Below are 25739 nucleotides of genomic sequence, written 5' to 3'. Positions count from 1 at the left end.
GCCTCGCGGGCTTAACCGGCCGGGAGGGAGCAACTATCTTGCCTCCATGCAGGCGCGCGACATTCTCTCGCTCACACCGGCCGGGCTCTATTGCCCCCTCGCGGACGTCCATATCGACCCGCTGCGGCCGGTGCCGCGTGCGCTGATCACCCACGGCCATTCCGACCACGCCCGCGCCGGCCACGGCGCCGTGCTCGCGACGGCGGAGACGCTCGCCATCATGGCGGCGCGCTATGGCGAGGGTTTCTGCGGCACCGCCCAGGCGGTGCGCTACGGCGAGGCGGTGACGCTCGGGCCCGTGCGCGTCACCTTCCTGCCGGCGGGCCACGTGCTCGGCTCGGCGCAGATCCTCATCGAGGCGGGCGGCCTGCGCATCGTCGTCTCCGGCGACTACAAGCGCGCTAGCGACCCCACCTGCGCGCCCTTCGAGCCCGTGCGCTGCGACGTCTTCATCACCGAGGCGACCTTCGGCCTGCCGGTCTTCCGCCATCCCGATGCCGCCGGCGAGATCGACAAGCTGCTGCATTCCCTGACGCTCTTTCCCGAGCGGGCGCACCTCCTCGGCGCCTATCCCCTCGGCAAGGCGCAGCGCCTCGTCGCCCTCCTGCGCCAGCGCGGCTATGACCGGCCCGTCTACCTGCACGGCGCCATGGAGCGGCTGATGCAGCTCTATGGCGAGCTCGGCATCGCCCTCGGCGACCTGCGCAAGGTCGAGCCCGGCGGCCGCGAGAGCCTCGGCGGCGCGGTCGTGCTGTGCCCGCCGGGCGCCCTGCAGGACCTGTGGGCGCGGCGCTTCCCCGATCCGGTCGCCGCCTTCGCCTCGGGCTGGATGCGGGTGCGCGCCCGCGCCCGCCAGCGCGGCGTCGAGCTGCCGCTCGTCGTCTCCGACCATGCCGGCTGGGACGAATTGTGCGCGACGATCCGCGAGACCGGGGCGGGCGAGGTCTGGGTGACGCACGGCGAGGAGGAGGCGCTGGTGCACTGGTGCACGCGCGAGGGGCTCGCGGCACGTCCCCTCAACATGCTCGGCTACGGCGACGACGAGGCGGAGGCGGAAGCCGTCGCGGAGGAAGCCGTCGCGGAGCCTTCGGCATGAACGACTTCGCCGAGCTGCTCGACCGCCTCGCCTTCGAGCCGCGCCGCAACGCCAAGCTGCGGCTGATGGAGGACTTCTTCCGCACGACGCCGGACCCCGAGCGCGGCTATGCCCTCGCCGCCCTCACGGGCGGGCTCTCCTTCCGCAACGCCAAGCCCGGCCTCGTGCGCGCGCTCATTGCCGAGCGCACCGATCCGGTGCTCTTCGCCCTCTCCTATGACTATGTCGGCGACCTGTCCGAAACCGTCGCCCTCATGTGGCCGGCGCCATCGCAGGCGGGCACTGGCCACAACGCCTCGCCGCCGCGCCTCGCCGACGTGGTCGAGGGCCTCTCCATGACGGCGAAGACCGAACTGCCCGGCCTTCTCGCGCGCTGGCTCGATGCGCTCGACGAGACCGGGCGCTGGGCGCTGCTCAAGCTCATCACCGGGGCGCTGCGCATCGGCGTCTCCGCCCGCCTCGCCAAGACGGCCGTCGCCGGGCTCGGCGGGGTCGATCCCAATGCGGTCGAGGAATTGTGGCACGGCCTGACACCGCCCTACGAGCCGCTCTTCGCCTGGCTCGAAGGCCGGGCGGAGCGGCCGGAGGGGCTCGTCGTCGCCCCCTTCCGCCCGCCGATGCTGTCGCACCCGCTCGACGAGGAGGAGTTCTCGCGCCTCGACCCGGCCGAATTCTGTGCCGAATGGAAATGGGACGGCATCCGCATCGAGGCCGTGCGCGAACTGACGCTGGAGGGCCGGCGTATCGTCCGGCTCTATTCCCGCACCGGCGAGGACATCACCGGCTCCTTTCCCGACCTCTGCGAGGCCCTCATCGCGGAAGACGCCTTCGTCGGGGCGCTCGACGGCGAGCTTCTCGTCCTGCGCGGGGGGCGCGTCGAGAGCTTCAACGTGCTGCAGCAGCGCCTCAACCGCAAGGCGATCACGCCGCGCCTGATGCAGGAATTCCCCGCCCATATCCGCGCCTACGACCTGCTGGGCGAGGGCGAGGAGGACCTGCGTCCCCTGCCCTTCGCGGAGCGGCGCCGGCGGCTCGAGGCGCTCGTCGCGCGGCTCGCCGGCGGGCGCGTCGACCTCTCCCCGCTGGTGCCCTTCGCCAGCTGGGAGGAACTGGTCGCCGCGCGCGCCCGGCCGGAAGAGGCCGGCGCCGGCATCGATGCCGAGGCCGTCGAGGGCGTCATGCTCAAGCGCCGCGACAGCCCCTATGTCCCCGGCCGGCCCAAGGGCCTGTGGTACAAGTGGAAGCACGACCCGCACCTCGTCGACACCGTGCTGATGTATGCCCAGCGTGGCCACGGCAAGCGCTCGTCCTATTATTCCGACTACACCTTCGGCCTGTGGCGCAGCGGGCCCGAGGGCGAGGAGCTCGTGCCCGTCGGCAAGGCCTATTTCGGCTTCACCGACGAGGAGCTGAAGGAGCTCGACCGCTTCGTGCGGCGGGAGACGGTCAACCGCTTCGGCCCGGTGCGCGAGGTCGTCCACACGGGCGAGCGCGGCCTCGTGCTCGAGGTCGCCTTCGAGGGCGTCCAGCAGTCGACGCGCCACAAGTCCGGCGTCGCCATGCGCTTTCCGCGCATCAGCCGCATCCGCTGGGACAAGCCGCCGCGCGAGGCCGACCGGCTCGACTATCTCGCCGGCCTCTTGCCGCGCGAGGGAACGATGAAGACGAGGGCGGGGAAGACATGACGCAACGCGACGCCATCGAGACGACGCCGCTCGGCGCCGGGCCCGTGACGCGCCAGGCGAGCGCGCGCCTCGTGGTCCGCACGCGCGGGCCCGGCTTCACCGACATCACCCATGCCGTCCGGCGGTGGCTCGCGACGAGCGGCATCGCCGACGGGCTCCTCACGGTCTTCTGCCGGCACACCTCGGCCTCGCTGACCATCCAGGAGAATGCCGATCCGGACGTGCGCGCGGATCTCGCGACGGCCCTCGACCATCTCGCCCCGCGCAACCGAACCTATGTGCACGCCATCGAGGGGCCGGACGACATGCCGGCCCATATCCGCACCATGCTGACCGACGCCTCGCTCGCCGTGCCCGTCGTCTCGGGGCGGCTGGCGCTCGGCACCTGGCAGGGCATCTACCTCATCGAGCACCGCGACCGTCCGCACGCGCGGGAGGTGCTCGTCACGGCGATCGGCGCCGCTCAGGACGATGCGAGCGCCTGACCGGCGGTGCCGCCCCGCCAGCGCGACAGCGCGAGGCCGAGCGTCATTACGAGGACGGCCCAGGCCGCCGCCCACAGGGGCGCCGCTTCCCCGAGCCGCGCGGCGGGCCAGGCGAGTGCTGGCGTGCCGGCGATGAGGGCCGGCGCCAGCGCGGGCAGCTCGGTCGAGGCGACGATCGCCGCGCCGCCGAGGATGGCGAGCGCGGCCGCCCAGCCCCGCCCGCCGGGCAGCAGCGCGAAGAGGAGCGCCGGCAGGAGAGCGCCGGCCGAGACACCGAGGACGAGGTTCACCGCCACCGCCGGCGCGACGTTGCCCGCGAGCGGAACGGCTGCCGCGGCGGCCCCCAACGCCGCGAGCACGGCGAGCCGCGCGATCACGGTCTTGCGGGCGGTGGAGGCCCGCGGCGCGTTGACCCGGTAGACGTCGCGCGACAGGATAAGGCCGAGAAGGAAGCCGAGGGCGGCGACGCCCGCCAGCATCGTCGCCAGATGCGCGACGGCCGACATCTGCCTGAGCAGCCATGAGCCTTCGAGCAGCGCCCCCGGAAGATAGACCACGGCGGCATCGACGATGAGGACGAGCGCTGCGAGCACCACCGCCGCCCGCAGCGAGACACGGCCGGCAAGGCCCCTGCCCGGCAGGGCCGCGGAAAGGCCGGTCACGAGGGGCAAGGCCGCGACGCCCAGCATCGCGACGAGGAAGGGCACCAGCATGCCCTCCTCCGCCGGCCCGCCCGCGAGCCAGGCAAGAAGCGGCGCGACCGCCCCGGCAAAGGGCATCACGGTGTCCGCCCCCGAGCGCACGCTCTCGACGAAGGCGTGCCACCAGGCCGCGGCAAGGGTCGCGGCCAGCAGTCCGGCAAACCCCGCCACCAGCCCGCCCTGCACGGCGAGCGTCGCAGCGACGGCCCTCAGCCCGCCCACCATGGCGACCACCGCGGCGAGAACAAGAAGGAGGCGCAGGGTGGCGGGATAGCCGAGGGCGAGCGATTGCGCGAGGACGACGGCCGCATCCTGCAGCATCAGGGCGAGCGCGATGAAGGTGACGGGCACGAGGACGACGACGGCGGCGAAGCGCGCCGGCGCGCCGAAGCGCCCGGCGAGGGTGCCTGCAGGCGTCGGGGCGGCGATATCGTGGAGGAAGGGAGCGAGGACCGCATGCAGCACGAGCCCGGCGACGGCGCCCCAGCGCAGGGCGGGCGCATTGCCGGCCAGCACGACGAGTGCCAGCACGACGACCGGCAGGGCGAGGGTCGCCACCGCCGCCGGCAGGCTGCGGTCGGCGGCATCGAAGGTGGCGAGGCTCATCGTCCGCGCCCCGAGTCCGACGAGGAGGAAGAGCACGAGCGGCAGGCTGAGCAGCACGGGCGTCAGCAATGATTCGGGCACGCCGATGCGCTCGAGCAGCCACATCAGCCCGATCACGGACGCCATCGCCGCCGCGAGCAGAAGGCGCTGCGCCTGCCCCCCCGGCCTGCCGCCTGCCATCATGTCCCGAGGCTCCCGCTCCCGCCATTGTCCGCAGCATCTTCGTGTGACATGACGCACCGCACATGGCAAACTTCTGCTCGGCTCAGTCCCGCAAAGTTCAGCGGTTGTGCGGATTTTGCCTTGACGGGTGCGGGACCGACGAACGCAGGGCTTGCCGTCTCGCCGCCCCGGGGCGAAAAATGGCACGGCAGAGCATGGGGTGGGCCGTGAGCGATTCCGCAGCACGCATCATCATAGCGGACGACCATCCGCTGTTCCGCGGCGCCTTGCGCCAGGCGCTGGCGGGGGTGGTCGCCGACGCGAGCATCGTCGAGGCCGGCTCCTTCGCCGACATGTGCGCCGCGCTCAATGCGGACGCCTCCGCCGATCTCGTGCTGCTCGACCTCGCCATGCCCGGCGTGCAGGGGTTCTCCGGGCTGATGTACCTGCGCGCCCAGCATCCGGACATCCCGGTCGTCATCGTCTCGGCCAACGACGAACCGTCGGTCATCCGCCGCTGCATCGATTTCGGCGCCGCCGGCTTCATCCCCAAGGCGCTCGACGCCGAGGACATGCGCACGGCCATCCGCACCGTGCTCGCCGGCGGCAACTGGACGCCGGCCGACATCGACCTCGCCGCCCCCGTCGACCGCGAGACGGGCGAGCTCGTCAAGCGCCTCGCCAGCCTCACGCCGCAGCAGGTGCGCGTCCTGATGATGCTGTCGGAGGGCCTGCTCAACAAGCAGATCGCCTACGAGCTCTCCGTGTCCGAGGCGACCGTCAAGGCCCATGTCTCGGCCATCCTGCAGAAGCTCGGCGTCGAGAGCCGCACGCAGGCGGTGATCGCCGCGGCCAAGATCGCCGCCGCCGGGCAGGTGCCCGCGCCGAGCGCGGCCTGATCTAGAGCGACGCCACAAAACCTTCCATCCGCGCCAGCGCCTCGCGCGTCAGGCCGATGTCGAAGCGCGTGAAGACATGGCAGCCGCCCGGCCAGACGGCGAGTTCGCTGCGGTTGCCGGCCGCCGCCCAGCGCCCTGCCATGAAGAGCGAATCGTCGATGAGCGGATCGCGCGTGCCGATGGTGAAGAGCGCCGGCGGCAGGCCGGAAAGATCGGCATGGATCGGCGAGACGTCGGGAGCGCGCATATCCCCCTCCCGGCGCAGGAAGCCTTGCACGAAGAGGAAGATGTCGCGCGTGTTGAGGATGAGCTTCTCCTCCCCCCAGCGCCGCACGCTCGGCGTCAGCGCAAGGTCGTAGACGCCCGCGATGAGATTGGCGCCGGCAAAGGGCGTGAGGCCGTGCCGCTCCCTCAGGCGCAGCATCGTCACCACCGACAGGTGCGCCCCGGCGGAATCGCCGCCGATGATGAAGCGCTCGGTGCCGAAGCGCTCGCGCCCCTCGCGCACCAGCCACAGCGCCGCCGCCTCGCAATCGTCCGGCCCCGCCGGGTAAGGATGCTCGGGCGCGAGGCGATAGTCGACGGACACGGCGGCGAAGCCGAGCCGCTCGGCAAAGAACTCGAGGAAGGGATCCTGCTCGTCGGCAGCGCCCAGCATCCAGCCGCCGCCGTGGATGTGGAGGAAGACGCCCCGCGGCGTCTCGGGCGCGATGACGCGCAGGTGAAGCGGCCCGCTCGGCCCGTCGATGGTGACGACCTTCGCCCGCGGGCTCTTCGGCAGTGGCGGGAAGGGCCCGAGCCCCTTGGCGCGGTTCTCGCGCACCACGGCCGCGGGCGCGCTCCACTGGTCGGGCGCGCCGGTGAGCCGGGCGAGGATGTCCGCGTTGAGGGCGGCGGTTTCGGCATCGACGGCGTCGGGATGGAAGAGGCGGGGATCGAGCATCGGGACCTTGCGCGCGAGGAAGGGATCGTCCATGTCACGTTGCATGCGACATGCGCGGCGGCCGGCAGGCGCCGATGCGAGGAAACCATGCGAGGCCAGCTCTGGTCCAGAGCGAAGGGCCGGCCGAGGGACAGAAGGGATCGGACGATGGCGAACGGCTCGCTTCAGCGCTTTCTCGGCGGCTCGCCCCTGTCGGTCCTGATCAAGCTCATTTTCCTGTCGGTTCTCGTCGGCGCCATCATGGCCTTCCTCGGCATCACGCCGCTCGGCCTCATCGACGGCATCGTCGACTTCATCCGCCGCGTCGTCGGCCGCGGCTTCGCCGCTCTCCATGAGGTTGGCCAATGGCTGCTGTACGGCGCCATCATCGTCGTGCCAGTCTGGCTGATCGTGCGCCTGTTCGGCCGCCGCTAGAGGTGAGCCGGCCGTGAGCGGCGCCTGCGCCGACCCCGCCATCGCCCCGCGCCGGATCGAAACGACCCATCGGCGCATCGTGCTGCTGGCGCTGCCGATGATGCTGTCGCACGTGACGACGCCGCTGCTCGGCCTCGTCGACGCGACGGTGATCGGCCGCCTCGGCGAGGCGCATCTGCTCGGCGCCGTCGCCATCGGCGGCGTCATCTTCGATTTCCTGTTCTGGAGCTTCGCCGCCCTGCGCATGGGCACGGCCGGCCTCACCGCCCAGGCCTACGGGCGCGGCGACGATCGGGAGATCGACCGCGTGCTCGCCCGTGCCCTCGCCATCGTGGCCCTGGCGGGCGCCGCCCTCGTCCTCCTGCAATGGCCCGTCGGCCTCGCCATCTTCGCGCTCGTCGGCGCCAGCAGCGCCGTGACCGATGCGGCCTGGGCCTATTACGACCTGCGCATCTGGTCCGCGCCCTTCGCCTTCGCCAATTATGCCATCCTCGGCAGCGTCATCGGCCGCGGCCGCACCGACCTCGGCCTCGTGCTGCAGGTGTCGATCAACGTCGTCAACATCGCCCTGACGCTCGTCCTGGTCGCCGGGCTCGGCCTCGGCGTCAGGGGCGCGGCGCTCGGCACCCTCCTCGCGGAAGCCGCCGGGGTGGGGCTCGGCCTCGTCGTGCTGGCGCGGCTCGGCTCGCGCCCCTTCGCCGTGCCCCGGATGGATCTCCTCGAGCGGGAGAAGCTCCTCGCCATGCTCGGCCTCAACGCCGACATCGTGGTGCGTACCGTCGCGCTGCTGCTCGCCTTCGGCGTCTTCACGGCCTACGGCGCGCGCCAGGGCGACGTGACGCTGGCGGCCAACGCCGTGCTCTACAACATGTTCCTGATCGGCGGCTATTTCCTCGACGGCTTCGCCACGGCGACCGAGCAGCTGTGCGGCCAGGCGCTCGGCAGCCGGGACGCGCGCGGCTTCCGCCGGGCGACGGGGCTCGCGCTGTTCTGGTGCCTCCTCTTCGGCGCGGGCAGCTCGCTCCTCTTCCTCGCCTTCGGCAACAGCTTCATCGATTTCATCTCGACGAATGCCGAGGTCCGGGCCGCGGCCCGCGACTTCCTCGTCTTCGCCGCCCTCACGCCGGTCGTCGGGGCGGCAGCCTTCACCTTCGACGGCGTCTATATCGGGGCGACCTGGGGCCGGGCGATGCGCAACCTGATGCTCATCGCGTTCGCGATCTTCCTCGCCACCTTCCTCGTCCTGCTGCCGCTCGGCAATGCCGGCCTGTGGACGGCGCTCCTCGTCTTCCTCGCCGTGCGCGGCATCGGCCAGGGGCTCCTCTTCCCGCGCCTTGCCCGCGCGTCCTTCCCGCCGGCGGCGGGCTGAGCCGTTCAGGCCTTGAGGGCGAGGTCGGCCGCGTTGCGGCCGACGACGGACGACAGGTTGCCGAGCCTCTCGCGCGCAAGGCGGGCGCGCAGGCCCTCCTTGATGTCGCGCACGAGGCCGGGCCCCTTGTAGACGAGGGCCGTATAGAGCTGCAGCAGCGTGGCGCCGGCGGTGATCTTGGTCCAGGCCGTCTCCGCCGAATCGATGCCGCCGACGCCGATGAGCGGGAAGGCTCCTTCCACGCGCTGGTAGGTGGCCGCGAGCATCGCCGTGGCAAGCGGAAAGAGCGGCTTGCCGGACAGGCCGCCGGCCTCCTGGCCGACCATCGTCTCCACGAGGCCGGGCGGGCGCGTCACCGTGGTGTTCGACACGATCAGCCCGTCGATGCTGCGGCGGCGCGCCACCGAGACGACGGCATCGAGCTCCGGCAGCGTCAGGTCCGGGGCGATCTTGATGAGCACGGGCCGGCGCCCGTTCTCTTCAGCCACGGCGTCGCGCATGTCGAGCACGCGGGCGATGAGTTCGTCGAGGGCCGCGGCATGCTGCAGGTCGCGCAGGCCGGGCGTGTTCGGCGAGGAGATGTTGACGGTGAAATAGGCGGCATGCGGCGCGAAGGCGCGAATGCCGGCGACATAGTCGCTGATCCGGTCCTCGGTATCCTTGTTCGCGCCGATGTTGACGCCGACGATGCCGGGCCGCCCGCCACGGCGGCGAAGTCGCGCGACCCCGGCCGCGTGGCCCTCGTTGTTGAAGCCGAGCCGATTGATGACCGCCTCGTCGCGCACCAGGCGGAACAGCCGCGGCCGGCTGTTGCCCGGCTGCGGACGCGGCGTCATCGTGCCCACCTCGACGAAGCCGAAGCCGAGGCCGAGTGCCCCCTCGACCGCCTCGGCGTTCTTGTCGAACCCCGCCGCAAGCCCGACGGGATTGGGGAAGTCGAGCCCGAAGGCCTTGACGCCGAGCGCCGGCGCATCGGCCTCCGGCGTCGCGGCGGAAACCATCGAGAGCGCCCGAATGGCCAGGCGATGGCCGAGTTCCGGATCGAGGGCGAGCAGCGCCGGCCGCGCGAAGGATGCGAGGAGCGAGAACATTTACAGGTCGTCCGGAAACTGATGGCGCCCATCCGCGCCGAGCGGCAGCGGCCTGACCCAGCGGACCGCCGAAAGGGCGAGCGGCCCGTAGAGATGCGGAAAGAGGTCCCCGCCGCGCGATGGCTCCCAGCGCAGCGCTTCGCCGAGGGCTGCGGCCTCGATGGCCACGAGCACGAGATCCTGCTGGCCGGCGAAGTGCTTCGCCGCCGTCTCGCGCATCTGCGCGGCCGTCGAGAAGTGAATGAAGCCGTCCGCGACATCGACGGGAGCACCGGAAAACACACCGGCAGCCTCCGCTTCGGCCCACATCTGCCGCGGACAGATCTTGTATACCAACGCCACCGCCATACTCCCGCGAGTGCCCTCCCGCTGTAGGGGCTCGCGCTGCGAAGATCAATGCGCGGGACACCCCATTCAGGGGCTGTTGCGGCAAGATTTCGCACGAGACAAACGGGGCAATAAGTCCTATAGTTAGATTGTCATCCTAACGCGGCGGCACCCCCCCGCTGCGCGATGCGCCATTTCCGATGAGCGGGAGGTGGGCATGCTGTCGCACGAATCGATCTGGAACGCGATCGACGCCCTGGCGTCCCGTCACGGCCTCAGTGCCTCGGGCCTTGCGCGCAAGGCCGGCCTCGACCCGACGGCGTTCAACCGCTCCAAGCGCACCGGTGCGGACGGGCGCCCGCGCTGGCCCTCGACGGAATCGATCGCCAAGGTGCTTGATGCGACCGGCGCGACGATCGACGACTTCCTGTCGGTCGTCCGTCATCAGGAACAGGTGCCTCACCGGACCATCCCGCTCATCGGCTTCGCCCAGGCCGGGCGCGGCGGCTTCTTCGACGACGGCGGCTTTCCCGTCGGCTCCGGCTGGGACGAGGTGTCCTTCCCCGACGGCATCGACGAGAAGGTTTATGCGCTCGAAGTCTCGGGTGATTCGATGCTGCCGCTCTACCGCGACGGCGACGTCATCATCGTCTCGCCGACATCGAGCGTCAGGCGCGGCGACCGCGTCGTCGTCAAGACGGCCGATGGCGAGTTCATGGCCAAGGAGCTGAAGCGCCGCACCGCCCGCACGGTGGAGCTGCGCTCGCTCAACCCCGAGCACGAGGACCGCGCCGTGGCGGTCGGCGACATCGCCTGGATGGCCCGCATCATCTGGTCGAGCCAGTAGCCGAAGGCCCCCCTGAAAAGGAAAAGCCGCCGGATCGCTCCGGCGGCTTTCTGTCGACTGAACGCTACCCCACCGTCATGCCCGCGCTTGTCGCAGGCATCCACGCCTTGCAACCTTGAGCAACGGAAAAAGCGTGCTTGGCCGCGACGAGCGCGGCCAGGACGAGAGGCGCGGTTCCCCGCAAAGCCGGACAGCACAGGTCCGCCCGGCCTCCCAGGGATCGGCCCATCGTTACTCGGCGGCCGTCTCGGCGTCGGACTTGCCCTTGGCCTCGAGGTCCTCGCCCGTCTCCTGGTCGACGACCTTCATCGACAGGCGCACCTTGCCGCGTTCGTCGAAGCCGAGCAGCTTGACCTTGACCTTCTGGCCTTCCTTGACGACATCCGTCACCTTCTGCACGCGCTGCGCCGCGAGCTGCGAGATGTGGACGAGGCCGTCGCGCGAGCCGAAGAAATTGACGAAGGCGCCGAAGTCCGTGGTCTTCACCACCGTGCCCTCGTAGATGACGCCCACTTCCGGCTCGGCCGCGATGCCCTTGATCCAGTTGATCGCCGCGGTGATCGACTTGAGGTCGGACGAGGCCACCTTGACGGTGCCGTCGTCGGAGATGTCGACCTTGGCGCCGGTCTTCTCCACGATCTCGCGGATGACCTTGCCGCCCGAGCCGATGACCTCGCGGATCTTGTCCTGCGGGATCTTGATGGTCTCGATGCGCGGGGCGTACTGGCCGAGCTCGGCGCGGGCGCCCGAGAGCGCCTTGCCCATCTCGCCGAGGATGTGCATGCGCCCGGCCTTCGCCTGGTCGAGGGCGACGCGCATGATCTCCTCGGTGATGCCGGCGATCTTGATGTCCATCTGCAGCGCGGTCACGCCCTGGTCGGTGCCGGCCACCTTGAAGTCCATGTCGCCGAGGTGATCCTCGTCGCCGAGGATGTCGGACAGCACCGCGTAGCGCTCACCCTCGAGGATGAGGCCCATGGCAATGCCGGCCACCGGACGGCGCAGCGGCACGCCCGCGTCCATCAGCGACAGCGAGGCGCCGCACACCGTCGCCATCGACGAGGAGCCGTTCGATTCGGTGATCTCGGAGACCACGCGGATCGTGTAGGGGAACTCGTGATGCGGCGGCAGCATCGGGTGGAGGGCGCGCCAGGCGAGCTTGCCGTGGCCGATCTCGCGGCGCCCGGGCGAACCCATGCGGCCCGTCTCGCCCACCGAATAGGGCGGGAAGTTGTAGTGCAGCAGGAAGGTCTCCTTGTAGGTGCCTTCCAGCGAGTCGATGAACTGCTCGTCATCGCCCGTGCCGAGCGTCGCGACCACGAGGGCCTGCGTCTCGCCGCGGGTGAAGAGCGCCGAACCGTGGGCGCGCGGCAGGAAGCCCGCTTCCGCAACGATGCGACGCACGGTCTTCACGTCGCGCCCGTCGATGCGCGTGCCGGTGTCGAGAATGTTCCAGCGCACGATCTTGGCCTGGACTTCCTTGAAGACGGCCTTGACCTTCTCGGCCTCGAACCGGGCCTCGCCCTCCTCGGGGCAGAGCGCGGCCATCACCTTGGCCTTGGCGGCGTCCACCGCGGCGTAGCGGCCCTGCTTCTCGACGATCTGGTAGGCGGCGCGCAGGTCCGCCTCGGCGATCTCGAGGATGGCCTTCTCGACCTCCGAGACGTCCGCCGCTTCGAGGTTGCGCGGCTCCTTCGCCGCCTTCTCCGCGAGACGGATGATGGCGTCGATCACCGGCTGGAAATGCGCATGGCCGTGCATCACGGCGCCCAGCATCACGTCTTCCGGCAGCTCCTTGGCTTCCGATTCCACCATCAGCACCGCGTCCGCCGTGCCGGCGACGACGAGGTCGAGGTCGGAGCCTTCCATCTCGGCGGAGGTCGGGTTGACCTTGTACTCGCCGCCGACATAGGCGACGCGCGCCGCGCCCACGGGGCCCATGAAGGGCACGCCCGACAGGGTCAGCGCCGCCGAGGCCGCCACCATCGAGACGATGTCCGGATCATTCTCGAGGTCATGGCTCAGCACCGTGATGATGACCTGGGTGTCGCAGCGCCAGCCGTCGACGAAGAGCGGACGGATCGGGCGGTCGATGAGGCGCGAGATCAGCGTCTCGCGCTCGCTCGGCCGGCCCTCGCGCTTGAAGTAGCCGCCCGGGATGCGGCCCGCGGCATAGGCCTTCTCCTGGTAGTTGACGGTCAGCGGCATGAAGTCGATGCCGGGCTTCGGCTCCTTCGCCGCCACCACGGTGGCGAGCACGGTGGTCTCGCCATAGGTCGCGAGCACGGCGCCGTCGGCCTGGCGGGCGACGCGGCCGGTCTCGAGGGTCAGCTGCTTGCCGGCCCAGTCCAGTTCCACGCGTTGGATATCGAACATGTCTTTTCTCTCATGGTCGGGCCATGTGGTCGACGCCATGAGCAAGACGGCGAGAGGCTGCCCGCCCCGCCGGCCCCGAGGGGCGCGAACGGCGGGAAGCGTCTGGCGATCCTGCCATGGTCGTCAGCCTGGCCGGTTCGCGGCCCCTCCCCATGGAAGGGCCTGACGCAGAGCCGGAGGGGTGCATCGACATGCAACGGCCCGTCCGGCTGAAGGTGCCGCGCCCCGGGGGCGCCGCACCGATCTTCGGCCGCATCGCATGATGCGGCACCTGGCAAAATGCCCGGAGCGCGGACGCTCCGGGCAGAAACCTCAGCGGCGAAGGCCGAGACGCTCGATGAGGGTGCGGTAGCGGCCCTCATCCTTCTTCTTCAGGTAGTCGAGCAGCGAACGACGCTGCGACACGAGCTTGAGAAGGCCGCGCCGGGAGTGGTTGTCCTTGGCGTGGACCTTGAAATGCTCCGTCAGGTTGACGATGCGCTCCGTGAGGATCGCAACCTGCACTTCCGGGGAGCCCGTATCATTCGCCTCGCGGGCATAGTCCTTGAGGAGAGCCTGCTTGCGCTCGGCCGTGATCGACATCGGTTCTTCCTTTCGCTTGATGTCATCGATGCCGCCGCCGCTCTTGCGGGAGGCGGTTTGCCGCCGGCCGGGCCGGGATGTCGTCCAGCGCGGTCGCATCGGCATGCTGCGCGCGGGGACATGCCCCACGCGAAGCGGTCTCTATATACCCATTGGCGCGCCAAGGCCAGAGCGACCGTCAGCGCGCCTGCGGCAGGTTGAAGATGCGCCGCGGATGCAGCTCCCCGTGCTCCAGATCCCCCAGCGCGATGAGCGCGCCATGGGCGAAGACGGCGACGCAGCCCTCGCCGAGCGGCGCGTCGCGCCCGCGCAGCAGCACGGACTGGCCGCGCGCCAGCCGGCCGGCGTCCGAACGCGTCACCGAGACCTGCGGCAGGGTGGCGAGGCCGACCGCCACGGGCCTCAGGCCCTTCTCGGCCCGTGCCGCTTCGTCGAGCCCCTCGAGCTCGCGCAGGGCGTCGATGGAGATGCCGTCGGCCTCCTCGAATGGGCCGACACGTGTGCGCCGCAGCGTCGCGACATGGCCGAGGCAGCCGAGCGCCCGTCCGAGGTCGCGGGCGATGGCCCTGACATAGGTGCCCTTGCCGCATTCGGCGGCAAAGACGCTCGACTGGCCGTCGTGCGCGACGAGGCTCAGGCGGTCGATCTGCACCGGCCTGGCCTGCAGCTCCACCACCTCGCCGTCGCGGGCAAGGTCATAGGCGCGCTCGCCGTCGATCTTGATGGCCGAGAAGCGCGGTGGCACCTGCATGACGGTGCCCGTGAAACGCGGCAGCAGCGCCTCGATGGCGGCGCGGTCGGGCCGGGCCTCGCTCGTCGCGACCACCGCGCCCTCGGCGTCGTCGGTATCGGTCTCGGTACCCCAGCTGACGGTGAAGGCATAGGCCTTGCGCCCGTCCATGACGAAGGGCACGGTCTTCGTCGCCTCGCCCAGCGCCACCGGCAGCAGCCCCGAGGCGAGCGGATCGAGCGTGCCGGCATGGCCGGCCTTCTTGGCGTTGAAGATGCGCTTGATGATGGCGACGGCGTGGGTCGAGGTCATGCCGACGGGCTTGTCGAGCACCACCCATCCGTGCACGTCGCGCTTCTTGGGCCGCGGCGGCCGCGGTCCCCGCTGGCCCTCGCGCGGCTGGAAGCCGGTTTCCCCGCTGCCCAGCGCGACGCCGTCGCCCTGCTGTTCCTTGTCCTGGCTCATCGAGAGGTGATCCATGCCCGTCAGGCTTCGTCGTCGCTGTCGTCTGCCCCCTCGGGGCGCACAATGTCCCTGCGGACCTTGTCGCTCTGCAGGAGCGTGTCGATCCGCCGCGCCTCGTCGAAGCTCTCGTCGAGACGAAAGCGCACGTCGGGTGCGAATTTGAGGTTGATGCGGCGCGCCAGCTCGCCGCGCAGGAAGCGGCGGTTGCGCTCGAGCGCGGCGAGCACCGGCTTCGTGTCCTGGCCGCCGAGCGGCATGACGAAGACCGTCGCCAGCTTGAGGTCCGGGCTCATGCGCACCTCGGGCACGGTGATGACGTGCGAGGCGAGCACCTCGTCCATCACCTCGCCGCGCGCGAGGATCTCGGCGATCGCGTGGCGCACCGCCTCGCCGACGCGCAATTGCCGCTGGGACGGGCCCGCGCCCGTGTCGAAACGTGATTTAGCCATGTCTTCTCCCCGGGATCGGACCGGGTCCTGCAGCCTAGCGGCCGGTTGCCACGAGACGCCCGGCCCGCGGCCGGAAGGACGGGCCGCGGTCCACGCGCCGGCAGCGCCCGGCGAGCCACGAGGCCTGCCAGGCGGACCTGCCTTCTACGCCGCCCTCAGAGGCTGCGCTTGATTTCCTCGACGCGATAGCACTCGATGACGTCGCCGGCGCGCATGTCCTGGTAGCTCTCGAAGGCCATGCCGCATTCCTGGCCGGCAAGGACCTCCTTGGCGTCGTCCTTGAAGCGCTTGAGCTGGCTGAGCTTGCCTTCGTGGATGACGACGTTGTCGCGGATGAGGCGCACGTTGGCCCCGCGCTGCACGACGCCGTCGGTGACGCGGCAGCCCGCGATCTTGCCGACCTTCGTGATGTTGAAGATCTCGAGGATCTGCGCGTTGCCCAGCATGTGCTCGCGCAGCGTCGGCGCCAGCATGCCCGACATCGCCTGCTTCACGTCATCCACGAGGTCGTAGATGATGTTGTAGTAGCGGATCTCGATGCCGAGGCGATCGGAGGCTTCGCGAGCCTCCTTGTGCGCACGCACGTTGAAGCCGATGACGGCCGCGCCGGAGGCTTCCGCCAGCGTCACGTCGCTCTCGGTGATGCCGCCGACGCCCGCATGGATGACGCGCGCCTGCACCTCGTCGTTGCCGATCTTCTCGAGCGCGCCGACGATGGCTTCGATCGAGCCCTGCACATCGCCCTTGACGACGAGCGGGAACTCCTTGCGGCCGGCGCCTTCCTTGAGGTCGCGCATCATGTCGGCGAGCGAGCGGGCCTGGCTTGCGCCGCGCGCCGCAAGGCGATCACGCTTCAGGCGCTCGCGGTAGCCGGTGATCTCGCGGGCACGGGCCTCGGATTCGACCACCGCCACGCGGTCGCCGGCCTCGGGCGTGCCGTTGAAGCCGAGCACCTCGGCCGGCATCGAGGGGCCGGCTTCCCTGAGCTGCTCGCCGTTGTCGGCGACGAGCGCGCGCACCTTGCCCCACTCGGCGCCGGCGACGACGATGTCACCGACCTTAAGCGTACCGCGCTGCACGAGCACGGTGGCAACGGGACCGCGGCCGCGGTCGAGCTTGGCCTCGATGACCGTGCCTTCGGCGGCGCGTTCGGGGTTGGCCTTGAGGTCGAGGATTTCGGCCTGCAGCTGCAGGCCCTCGAGCAGCTTGTCGAGATTGGTGCCGGCCTTGGCCGACACCTCGAACTCGAGCGTCTCGCCGCCCATCGATTCCACCACCACCTCGTGCTGGAGCAGCTCCGTGCGCACGCGCTGGGGATTGGCGTCGGGCTTGTCGATCTTGTTGATCGCCACGATCAGCGGCACGCCGGCCGCCTTCGCGTGGTTGATGGCCTCGATCGTCTGCGGCATGACGCCGTCATCGGCCGCGACCACGAGCACGACGATGTCCGTCACTTTGGCGCCGCGGGCGCGCATGGCGGTGAAGGCCGCGTGGCCGGGGGTGTCGATGAAGGTGATCTTGCCGCCGAGCGGCGAGGTCACCTGATAGGCGCCGATGTGCTGGGTGATGCCGCCGGCCTCGCCCGCCACCACGTTGGCGTGGCGGATGGCGTCGAGCAGCGACGTCTTGCCATGGTCGACGTGGCCCATGATGGTGACGACCGGCGGGCGCGGCAGGAGCGTGCCTTCCGCGTCCGGCTCGTCGAACAGGCCCTCCTCGACGTCCGCCTCGGAGACGCGCTTGACCGTATGGCCCATCTCCTCGGCGATGAGCTGCGCGCTGTCGGCGTCGATCACGTCCGTGATCTTCAGCATCTGGCCCTGCTTCATCAGCAGGCGGATGACGTCGACGCCACGTTCCGACATGCGGTTGGCGAGTTCCTGGATGGTGATCGTCTCGGGAATGACCACCTCGCGGCTGATCTTTTCCTTCGGCTCGTTGTGGCCGTGGCCCTTCATGCGCTGCAGGCGACGGCGGAAGGCGGCGGCCGAATGGGTGCGCTCCTCGTCGCCCGTCAGGGCCGCGGTCACGGTCAGGCGGCCGCGGCGGCGCTCCTCGCCACCGGCGCGGCTCGGCTTGGGAGCCGGCGCGGGCGCCGGGCGGGGCGCGGCCCCGGGCACCCGACGCGGGGCGCGGCTCTCGCTGTCGTCCTCGGCGGCGCGGCCGGCGGGCGCGCCGGCAGGGCGGCGCGGCGCCTCGGCCTGCGTCGCCGGGCGCATCTCGCCGCGCGGGGCCGCGGCAGCGGCGCGCGGTGCCTCGGCGGCGGGGCGCTCCTCCGTCCCCAGGCGACGGCGCGCCTCGTCCTCGGCCTTGCGCTTGCGCTCGTCGTCGACGCGGCGGCGCTCCTCCTCCTCGCGCTTGCGCGCTTCGGCAGCCTCGCGCTCGCGGCGCTCTTGCTCCTCGCGCTCGGCACGGCGACGCGCCTCTTCCTCGGCGCGCTGGCGATCCTCGACGTCGCGGCGCTTGGCGTCCTGCAGGGCCTGCAGGCGCGCATCGCGCTCGTCGTCGGTGAGCGAACGCAGCACCACGCCGGACGGACGCTGCCCCCCGGGACCACGGCCCTGCGCCGGCCGGCCGCCCTGCGGCTGGGCCGGGCGCGGCGCCGGCGCGGCGGGCGCTGCCTGCGGCTGAGCCGGAGCCGGCTGGTCCTTGCCTTCACCACCGGGCCCGATAACGCGACGCTTCACCTTCTCGACCACAACCGCCTTCGAGCGGCCGTGGGAAAAGCTCTGGCGCACCACGCCCTGTTCGACGGGGCGCTTCAGCGTGAGCGTCTTCGACGGCGTCACGCTCAGCGTCTTGTCGGTCGGGTTTTTCGTGTCACTCATTCGGCTCGAATCCTGCGCCTTCGTGTTTGTCCAAATCTCGTTCGCGCGGCGCGCCCGGGGCTTCCTCCCCGGGCGGCGTGCCGCCTTCTCCATTGCGGTAGCGCGCCAGCCGGCGCCACCGCGCAAGAAATCCCTCGCTGCCCGGCCCGGCAATCAGGGCAGCATGTATCACATGAGAGCGCCCCAATGCCAAATCCAAATCGTGGCCAGCAAAAACTTCGACCACGTCGACCTCTGCGGCGCGCTCACCGAGCCCCCGGAAAAGCGCCTGCGCGATCTTGCGCCGCCCATCGGCCGCCGCCTCCGCGGCATGGATGATGGCCTTGACGCGTCCGGCGGCTGCGGCCTCCTCCACCTTGCCGAAGCCGGTGACCACGAGGCCCGCCTTGTTGGCCAGGGCGAGCGCCTGCACGCCATCGCGCTGCAGGAGCCCCTCCACGTCGCCCGCCAGCGTCTGGGGCACCGTCACCTGCGCCTTCAGGCCCCGGGCGAAAGCCTTGCGGCGAACCGCCTCGTCGACCAGCGCGCGACTGGCGCCGACCCAAACGCCACGCCCGGGCAGTTTACGGCGCAAATCGGGCACGATCGTGCCGTCCGGCGCCGCGACGAAGCGGATCATCTCGTCCGGGTCGCGCTCGGCGCGCGTCACGATGCAGCGCCGATGCGGCCCCTCGTCCCTGCTGCGCGGCACGTCCAACTCCTCAAGCGGCCGGCGGGCAGTCCCGCCGGCACCGCAGGATGCCCGGCCTTTAGCCTTCCTGCTCCTCCACCGGCGCACCGTCCCCTTCGGCCTCGGCCTCTTCCTCGGCCGGCGGCTCGATCCAGCCCGCCTTGACGCGCGCGGCCATGATCATGTCCTCGGCCTGCTGGCGCGAGACCTCGAAGGCATCGAGGATGCCCTTGTGGCGTGTGGTCTCCGGGCCGTTGCGCTCGGTCCAGCCGGCGAGCTCGTCCGTGGCGCAGCCGGCGAGATCCTCGATCGACTTGATGTCGTTCTCGCCGAAGGTGACCAGCATCGCCGTCGTCACGCCGTCGATCTCGCGCAGCTCGTCCGCGACGCCGAGTTCCTGGCGCCGAGCGTCGAGCTCGGCCTCGAGCTTGGCGAGATATTCCTCGGCCCGGGTCTGGATCTCCTGCGCCGTCTCCTCGTCGAAGCCCTCGATGGTCGAGAGCTCCGGCAGATCGACATAGGCGATCTCCTCGACCGAGCTGAAGCCTTCCGAGGCGAGCAGCTGGCCGACGACCTCGTCGACGTCGAGCGCCTCCATGAAGAGCTTGGTGCGCTCGATGAATTCCTTCTGGCGGCGCTCCGACTCCTCGGCCTCGGTGAGGATGTCGATGTCCCAGCCGGTGAGCTGGGAGGCGAGGCGCACGTTCTGGCCGCGGCGGCCGATGGCGAGCGACAGCTGCTCGTCCGGCACCACCACCTCGATGCGCTCGGAATCCTCGTCGAGCACCACCTTCACCACCTCGGCCGGCTGCAGCGCGTTGACGATGAACGTCGCCGCATCCTGCGACCAGGGGATGATGTCGATCTTCTCGCCCTGCAGCTCCTGCACCACGGCCTGCACGCGCGAGCCGCGCATGCCGACGCAGGCGCCGACGGGATCGATGGAGCTGTCGCGCGAGATAACCGCGATCTTGGCGCGCGAGCCCGGATCGCGGGCCACGGCCCGGACCTCGACGATGCCGTCGTAGATCTCCGGCACCTCCTGGGCGAAGAGCTTCGCCATGAACTGCGGATGCGTGCGCGACAGGAAGATCTGCGGCCCGCGCGTCTCGCGGCGCACGTCGTAGAGATAGGCGCGGATGCGATCGCCGGGGCGGAAGGTCTCGCGCGGGATCAGCTCGTCACGGCGCACGATGGCCTCGCCCCGGCCGAGGTCGACGATGACGTTGCCGTATTCGGCGCGCTTGACGGTGCCGTTGACGATCTCGCCGATGCGGTCCTTGTATTCGTCGTACTGCCGGTCGCGCTCGGCCTCGCGCACCTTCTGCACGATGACCTGCTTGGCCGACTGGGCGGCGATGCGGCCGAAGTCGAAGGGCGGCAGCGTGTCGGCGATCACGTCGCCGACCTGGGCGGCCGGGTTGTGGCGGCGGGCATCGTCGAGGCTGATCTGCGTCGCCATGTCCTCGACGTCCTCGACCACCTGGAGGTGGCGCGCCAGCCTGAGCTCACCCGTGCGCGGGTTGATCTCGGCATGGATGTCCGTCTCGGCCCCGTAGCGCGAGCGCGCCGCCTTGGCGATCGCATCCTCCATCGCCGCGAGCACGATGGTGCGATCGATCACCTTTTCGCGGGCAACCGCATCCGCGATCTGCAAAAGCTCGAGCCTGTTGGCGCTGACGGCCATGTCCGTCACTCCTCCTCCTGATGCCCTGCCGCCCGGCATACCGCCCGGCCGGCAGGATGAAATGCGCTGCCGCGGCCCCGCCGCGGCTAGTGGGTTGCGTCCCCGGTGCCGTCGCCCGCGTCCTCGCCGGCATCGTCGCCCGTCTGGGCAGCCTTGCCGCGACGCAGCGCCTCGGTGATCAGGGCGTCTGTGAGGACGAGCCGCGCCTCGGCGATATCGGCGAGGGCGAGCGTCACCTCGGGCTCCTCGTCCGGCTTTGCGTCGCTGCGCTGCAGCCTGACGCCGCCGTCGGCCAACCCGAGAAGGATACCACGAAAACGCTTGCGGCCCGAGACCGGCAGGCTCGTTTCCACCTTGGCCTCGTGGCCGCTCCAGCGCTCGAAATCGGAGGCGCGCACCAGCGGCCGGTCGATGCCGGGCGAGGAGATCTCGAGGTGATAGGCGCGCTCGATCGGATCCTCGAGGTCGAGCACCGGCGAGACGCCGCGGCTCACCGCCTCGCAGTCGTCCACCGTCATCGTGCCGTCCGGCCGCTCGGCCATGATCTGCACGGTGCAGCCGTTCTGCCCCGTCACCTTGACGCGCACGAGCCGATAGCCGAGGTCCCCGAGCACGGGCGCCACGATCGCGGCGACGCGCGCGGCGACGCCCGTCTCCTCGATGATGCGGACCTCGTCGAGCTCCATGATGCGGCGTCCTCCAGCCGATGGCGCCGCCCCGGAAGGGGGGCGCAGCAAATGATGCCGACGTCCAGAACGAAAAAGAGCGGACCCGCCGGGGCCCACTCCGTCACGGTTCCATTCGAACCATTCTGGATGTCAGGATGGCCGCAACATAATCGCGCCGGGGCGCCGGCGCAAGCCCCGCAGCCGGAAAAGAGCCGCTGCCCGCCTATAGAAGCCCCGCCGGACGCTCGCCCGCCGCCCAGGCGAGCGCCTGCTCCAGCCGGTCGTTGCCCCAGAACATCTCGCCGTCGGCGGTCAGGAAGGTCGGCGCACCGAAGATGCCGCGCGTGCGCGCCTCCTCCGTCTCGGCCCTGAGCCGCGCCTTGACCGGGTCGCCCTGCGCGGACGAGACGGTGGACGCGACGTCGACGTCGAGGTCGCGCAGGATGTCGCTAATGACGGCGATCTCCGAGATCGAGCGCCCCTCTCCGAACTGCGCGGCGAAGACGGCGCGCGTGAAGGCCGGCGCCAGCCCCTTCTCGCGCAGCGCGATGGCGAGCCGCGCCACCGTCAGGCTGTTCTGAGGGAAGGGGTCGGGCCGCGTCAGCGCGAGGTCGAGCCGCGCCGCCTCGCGCGCAACGTCCCGCCACATGTAGCGCCCCTTGCTCGGATAGAGATTGAAGGGCGAGGACGTCCAGCCGTGGCTGGCGAAGATCGGCCCGAGCAGGAAGGGCCGCCACCTGAGGTCGACGCCCGCCGCCTCGGCGAGGGGCTCGATGCGCATGGCGGCGAGATAGGAATAGGTCGAGGCGAAGTCGTACCAGAAGTCGAGGACGGGACGTTGCGGCACTGAGAACTCGAAACGCTGGAGGAGGCGGGGCGGGGAAGCGACGTTCCCTCACCCATAATCGCGGCTTTCGCGTGGCATGCACGCGCCACCGCTCTCCGTCCCCGCTATCCACGGCTTGCACCCGGCCGCAGCCTCACTATAGTCCGCCCGCTTTCACTGCTTTATGGCGGCAGCGGCCGCTCACACGAGCCTCACGAGTTCCCGATCATGTCCGACAAGCGCGTGAAGAAGGTCGTCCTCGCCTATTCCGGCGGCCTCGACACCTCCATCATCCTCAAGTGGCTGCAGACGACCTACGGCTGCGAGGTCGTCACCTTCACGGCCGACCTCGGCCAGGGCGAGGAGCTGGAGCCCGCGCGCCAGAAGGCCCTGCTCCTCGGCATCAAGCCGGAGAACATCTTCATCGAGGACCTGCGCGAGGAATTCGTGCGCGACTACGTCTTCCCGATGTTCCGAGCCAATGCCCAGTACGAGGGCCTCTATCTCCTCGGCACCTCGATCGCCCGTCCGCTCATCGCCAAGAAGCAGATCGAGATCGCCGAGAAGGTGGGCGCCGATGCGGTCGCCCACGGCGCCACCGGCAAGGGCAACGACCAGGTTCGCTTCGAGCTCGGCTATTACGCGCTGAAGCCGGACGTCACCGTCATCGCCCCCTGGCGCGAGTGGGACCTGACCTCGCGCACCAAGCTCCTCGAATTCGCCGAGCAGAACCAGATCCCGATCGCCAAGGACAAGCGCGGCGAGGCGCCCTTCTCGGTGGACGCCAACCTCCTGCACGCCTCCTCCGAGGGCAAGGTGCTCGAGGACCCGGCGCAGGAGGTGCCGGACTACGTCTATTCGCGCACCATCGATCCCGAGGCCGCGCCCGACACGCCGACCTACATCACCATCGATTTCGAGAAGGGCGACCCGGTCGCCATCGACGGCGTGAAGATGTCGCCGGCGACGCTGCTCGCGAAGCTCAACGAGCTCGGCCGGGTCAACGGCATCGGCCGCCTCGACCTCGTCGAGAACCGCTTCGTCGGCATGAAGAGCCGCGGCATGTACGAGACGCCCGGCGGCACGATCCTCTACGTCGCCCACCGCGGCATCGAGTCGATCACGCTCGACCGCGGCGCCGCGCACCTCAAGGACGAGCTGATGCCGAAATATGCCGAGCTCGTCTACAACGGCTTCTGGTTCTCGCCCGAGCGCGAGATGCTGCAGGCGCTCATCGACAGGAGCCAGGAGCTCGTCTCCGGCCAGGTGCGCCTCAAGCTCTACAAGGGCGGCGTCCACCTCGTCGGCCGCGACAGCCCCTATTCGCTCTACGACCAGGAGCTGGTGACCTTCGAGGAAGGCGCCGTCGCCTACGACCACCGCGACGCCGCCGGCTTCATCAAGCTCAACGCCCTGCGCCTGAGGACGCTGGCCCAGCGCCGGAAGAAGCTGGGGCTCTGAGCCGCCCTTCACGCCCGCGCCTGTCGCGCGGCCGTCCGTCCCCTCCCATCATGGCCGGGCTTGTCCCGGCCATCCACGCCGTTGACGTTGCTCAACCCGTAAGGCGTGGATGCCCGCGACAAGCGCGGGCATGACGGCGCAGAGGCGAGCCGGGAAAAGCGCCGGCCGAAACGTGTGACCGCTCAACACCTGCGTGACGGCTGAAGCGTTGCCCGAGGAAGATGCCCGTACCGCACCGCACCACGCCCCCTCGTTGACAAACCCCGGCAAAAGCCCAAGAGTCTCGCCCCATGTTCCGAGGGGGGCCCCGCTAGGGGGCTGAGATACCGCCGGCGACGGGCGCGAAACGTCCAGACAACGCGGTGACCCTTAGGACCTGATCCGGGTCATGCCGGCGAAGGGACGGAAACGCGCGATCGACGCCAATCCCAAACGAATCGCTGATGCCCGGGTCTCCTTGTCGAGCGAGGAGGAGATCCACATGACAGTGCATACCAAGCCCGCGACCGCCACTCCGGACGCCGTCACCACCGGCCCCATCGCCGGCTCGCGGAAGATCTATACGAGCCCCGACGGCCGCCCCGACATCCGTGTGCCCTTCCGCGAGATCGCGCTTGCGCCGACCTCCGGCGAGGAGCCGTTCCGCACCTACGACACCTCCGGCCCCTATACCGAGCCCGAGGCGGTGATCGATCTCGCGGCGGGCCTCGCCCCGGTGCGCGGCGACTGGATCGCCAAGCGCGGCTTCGCCAGGGTCGAGGCTCGCGCCGTCAAGCCGGAGGACAACGGCAACGTCTCGGCCGACAAGCTGGTGCCGCACTGCCCCGCCCCGCGCGACGTGCTCGCCGGCAAGGCCGGTGGGCCGGTGACGCAGCTCGAATTCGCGCGCGCCGGCATCATCACCGAGGAGATGGTCTACGTCGCCCACCGCGAGAACCTCGGCCGCGCGGCCATCCTCGCTGGCGCCGAGGAGCGGCGCGCCGACGGCGAGGATTTCGGCGCCGAGATCCCGCCCTTCATCACGCCCGAATTCGTGTGCCAGGAGATCGCGCGCGGGCGCGCCATCATCCCGGCCAACATAAACCACCCCGAGCTCGAGCCGACCATCCTCGGCCGCAACTTCCTGGTGAAGATCAACGCCAACATCGGCAATTCGGCCGTCACCTCCTCGGCGGCGGAAGAGGTCGAGAAGCTCGTCTGGGCCATCCGCTGGGGCGCCGACACGGTGATGGACCTCTCCACCGGCCGCAACATCCACAACATCCGTTCCTGGATCATGCGCAACGCGCCGGTGCCGATCGGCACCGTGCCGATCTACCAGGCGCTGGAGAAGGTGAACGGCGAGCCCGAGAAGCTCGACTGGGAGGTGTTCAAGGACACGCTCATCGAGCAGGCGGAGCAGGGCGTCGACTATTTCACCATTCACGCCGGCGTGCGCCTGCCCTATGTGCCGCTGACGGCCAAGCGCGTCACCGGCATCGTCTCGCGCGGCGGCTCGATCATGGCGCGATGGTGCCTCGCGCACCACAAGGAGAGCTTCCTCTACGAGCGCTTCGACGAGATCTGCGACATCATGCGCAAGTATGACGTCTCCTTCTCGCTCGGCGACGGCCTGCGCCCCGGCTCCATCGCCGATGCCAACGACGCGGCCCAGTTCGCGGAGCTGGAGACGCTCGGCGAGCTCACCAAGATCGCCTGGGACAAGGGCTGCCAGGTGATGATCGAGGGCCCCGGCCACGTGCCGATGCACAAGATCAAGGTGAACATGGACAAGCAGCTCGCCCATTGCGGCGAGGCGCCGTTCTACACCCTCGGCCCGCTGACGACGGACATCGCCCCCGGCTACGACCACATCACCTCGGCCATCGGCGCGGCGATGATCGGCTGGTTCGGCACGGCGATGCTCTGCTACGTCACGCCGAAGGAGCACCTCGGGCTGCCCAACCGCGACGACGTGAAGACCGGCGTCATCACCTACCGCATCGCGGCGCACGCGGCCGACCTCGCCAAGGGCCATCCCTCGGCCAAGCTGCGCGACGACGCCTTGTCGCGAGCGCGCTTCGACTTCCGCTGGGAGGACCAGTTCAACCTCTCGCTCGACCCGGACACGGCGCGCGCCTTCCACGACGAGACCCTGCCGAAGGACGCGCACAAGGTGGCGCATTTCTGCTCCATGTGCGGCCCGAAGTTCTGCTCGATGAAGATCACGCAGGACCTCAGGGCCGAGGCCGAACGCATGGTCGGCCTCGAGCAGAAGGCGCAGGAGTTCAAGGACAAGGGTGCCGAGATCTACGTGCCGGCAAAGTGAAGGCCCTCATGGGAACCGTCCCCGGATCAGATCCGGGGACGGCACGCCCCTCAGGACGATGACG

General features: G+C 70.2%; 22 protein-coding genes and 1 riboswitch. Of the genes, 9 read left to right on the top strand and 13 right to left on the bottom strand.

The annotated features are described in order from the left end of the window. Positions 1-46 precede the first annotated feature (46 nt). From GGR16_RS11365 to GGR16_RS11355, 3 genes are read left to right on the top strand one after another with little or no spacing between them, the layout of a single operon-like run. The gene (locus GGR16_RS11365; protein ID WP_183316662.1) at positions 47-1096 is read left to right on the top strand and encodes a ligase-associated DNA damage response exonuclease; all 1050 of its coding nucleotides are present in this window, start codon (positions 47-49) and stop codon (positions 1094-1096) included. Then, positions 1093-2781 carry a cisplatin damage response ATP-dependent DNA ligase gene (locus GGR16_RS11360; RefSeq protein ID WP_183316661.1) on the top strand — a complete coding sequence of 563 codons (1689 nt, stop codon included), beginning with the start codon at positions 1093-1095 and terminating at the stop codon, positions 2779-2781. Before GGR16_RS11365 ends, GGR16_RS11360 begins: the two co-directional genes overlap by 4 nt. After that, positions 2778-3266 (top strand): secondary thiamine-phosphate synthase enzyme YjbQ, encoded by a 489-nt coding sequence (locus GGR16_RS11355; RefSeq protein WP_019402560.1) that lies wholly within the window; start codon positions 2778-2780, stop codon positions 3264-3266. Before GGR16_RS11360 ends, GGR16_RS11355 begins: the two co-directional genes overlap by 4 nt. Here GGR16_RS11355 and GGR16_RS11350 read toward each other — a convergent pair. Beyond that, a complete protein-coding gene (locus GGR16_RS11350; protein ID WP_183316660.1) occupies positions 3245-4756 on the bottom strand; it encodes a hypothetical protein in 1512 nt (503 codons plus the stop codon). The genes GGR16_RS11355 and GGR16_RS11350 overlap by 22 nt on opposite strands. Before the next feature lie 194 nt (positions 4757-4950). On the opposite strand from GGR16_RS11350, the gene GGR16_RS11345 reads away from it, so the two are divergent. Continuing rightward, entirely contained in the window at positions 4951-5634 is a 684-nt protein-coding gene (locus GGR16_RS11345; RefSeq protein ID WP_019402562.1) for a response regulator, read from the top strand. A gap of 1 nt (position 5635) precedes the next feature. Here the strand turns inward: GGR16_RS11345 and GGR16_RS11340 are convergent, their stop codons facing one another. After that, complete coding sequence (locus GGR16_RS11340) at positions 5636-6577, bottom strand: alpha/beta hydrolase (protein WP_026015200.1); 942 nt, start codon at positions 6575-6577, stop codon at positions 5636-5638. Positions 6578-6724: 147 nt separating this feature from the next. Between GGR16_RS11340 and GGR16_RS11335 the strand changes: the two genes are divergently transcribed. Together GGR16_RS11335 and GGR16_RS11330 are read left to right on the top strand one after the other, a co-directional pair. Further along, entirely contained in the window at positions 6725-6991 is a 267-nt protein-coding gene (locus GGR16_RS11335) for a DUF6460 domain-containing protein (protein WP_019402564.1), read from the top strand. 13 nt (positions 6992-7004) lie between these two features. Further along, complete coding sequence (locus GGR16_RS11330) at positions 7005-8360, top strand: MATE family efflux transporter (protein ID WP_183316659.1); 1356 nt, start codon at positions 7005-7007, stop codon at positions 8358-8360. A 5-nt stretch (positions 8361-8365) separates the two neighbouring features. Here the strand turns inward: GGR16_RS11330 and GGR16_RS11325 are convergent, their stop codons facing one another. Continuing rightward, the gene (locus GGR16_RS11325) at positions 8366-9451 is read right to left on the bottom strand and encodes a quinone-dependent dihydroorotate dehydrogenase (protein ID WP_183316658.1); all 1086 of its coding nucleotides are present in this window, start codon (positions 9449-9451) and stop codon (positions 8366-8368) included. Further along, positions 9452-9799: a DUF952 domain-containing protein gene (locus GGR16_RS11320; RefSeq protein ID WP_183316657.1), complete on the bottom strand. Its 348-nt coding sequence runs from the start codon at positions 9797-9799 to the stop codon at positions 9452-9454. It lies immediately after the preceding gene. Between the two features lie 196 nt (positions 9800-9995). Here GGR16_RS11320 and GGR16_RS11315 point away from each other — a divergent pair, with 196 nt between their 5' ends. Continuing rightward, entirely contained in the window at positions 9996-10625 is a 630-nt protein-coding gene (locus GGR16_RS11315; RefSeq protein ID WP_026015204.1) for a S24 family peptidase, read from the top strand. 231 nt (positions 10626-10856) lie between these two features. Here GGR16_RS11315 and pnp read toward each other — a convergent pair whose 3' ends face one another. From pnp to GGR16_RS11270, 9 genes are all read right to left on the bottom strand, one after another. Next, positions 10857-13001, bottom strand: coding sequence for a polyribonucleotide nucleotidyltransferase (gene pnp, locus GGR16_RS11310; RefSeq protein ID WP_183316656.1), 2145 nt, complete (start codon positions 12999-13001; stop codon positions 10857-10859). A gap of 312 nt (positions 13002-13313) precedes the next feature. Then, the gene (gene rpsO, locus GGR16_RS11305) at positions 13314-13583 is read right to left on the bottom strand and encodes a 30S ribosomal protein S15 (protein WP_026015205.1); all 270 of its coding nucleotides are present in this window, start codon (positions 13581-13583) and stop codon (positions 13314-13316) included. Positions 13584-13761: 178 nt separating this feature from the next. Beyond that, entirely contained in the window at positions 13762-14778 is a 1017-nt protein-coding gene (truB, locus tag GGR16_RS11300) for a tRNA pseudouridine(55) synthase TruB (RefSeq protein WP_246372993.1), read from the bottom strand. 20 nt (positions 14779-14798) lie between these two features. Beyond that, the gene (gene rbfA / locus GGR16_RS11295) at positions 14799-15227 is read right to left on the bottom strand and encodes a 30S ribosome-binding factor RbfA (RefSeq protein ID WP_026015206.1); all 429 of its coding nucleotides are present in this window, start codon (positions 15225-15227) and stop codon (positions 14799-14801) included. Between the two features lie 155 nt (positions 15228-15382). Continuing rightward, complete coding sequence (gene infB, locus GGR16_RS11290; RefSeq protein ID WP_053193398.1) at positions 15383-18055, bottom strand: translation initiation factor IF-2; 2673 nt, start codon at positions 18053-18055, stop codon at positions 15383-15385. Continuing rightward, positions 18048-18746: an RNA-binding protein gene (locus tag GGR16_RS11285; RefSeq protein ID WP_157672206.1), complete on the bottom strand. Its 699-nt coding sequence runs from the start codon at positions 18744-18746 to the stop codon at positions 18048-18050. The genes infB and GGR16_RS11285 overlap by 8 nt, the downstream gene beginning before the upstream one ends. A gap of 58 nt (positions 18747-18804) precedes the next feature. Continuing rightward, on the bottom strand, positions 18805-20412 hold the full coding sequence (nusA, locus tag GGR16_RS11280) for a transcription termination factor NusA (RefSeq protein ID WP_019400514.1): 1608 nt from the start codon (positions 20410-20412) through the stop codon (positions 18805-18807). Positions 20413-20498: 86 nt separating this feature from the next. Next, positions 20499-21098 (bottom strand): ribosome maturation factor RimP, encoded by a 600-nt coding sequence (rimP, locus tag GGR16_RS11275; RefSeq protein WP_019400515.1) that lies wholly within the window; start codon positions 21096-21098, stop codon positions 20499-20501. Between the two features lie 205 nt (positions 21099-21303). Further along, positions 21304-21927: a 2-hydroxychromene-2-carboxylate isomerase gene (locus GGR16_RS11270; RefSeq protein WP_019400516.1), complete on the bottom strand. Its 624-nt coding sequence runs from the start codon at positions 21925-21927 to the stop codon at positions 21304-21306. A gap of 207 nt (positions 21928-22134) precedes the next feature. Here GGR16_RS11270 and GGR16_RS11265 point away from each other — a divergent pair, with 207 nt between their 5' ends. After that, the gene (locus GGR16_RS11265; protein ID WP_183316654.1) at positions 22135-23367 is read left to right on the top strand and encodes an argininosuccinate synthase; all 1233 of its coding nucleotides are present in this window, start codon (positions 22135-22137) and stop codon (positions 23365-23367) included. Positions 23368-23655: 288 nt separating this feature from the next. Then, positions 23656-23787, top strand: a riboswitch (TPP riboswitch). A 61-nt stretch (positions 23788-23848) separates the two neighbouring features. After that, positions 23849-25675, top strand: a complete 1827-nt coding sequence (gene thiC / locus GGR16_RS11260) for a phosphomethylpyrimidine synthase ThiC (protein WP_183316653.1) — start codon at positions 23849-23851, stop codon at positions 25673-25675. The last annotated feature ends 64 nt before the right edge of the window (positions 25676-25739 follow it).

Source organism: Chelatococcus caeni, from assembly GCF_014196925.1.
GTDB classification, from domain to species: Bacteria; Pseudomonadota; Alphaproteobacteria; order Rhizobiales; family Beijerinckiaceae; genus Chelatococcus_A; species Chelatococcus_A caeni.
Note: the sequence above shows the minus strand (reverse complement) of the source record. Positions and strands in the feature narration are given on the sequence as shown.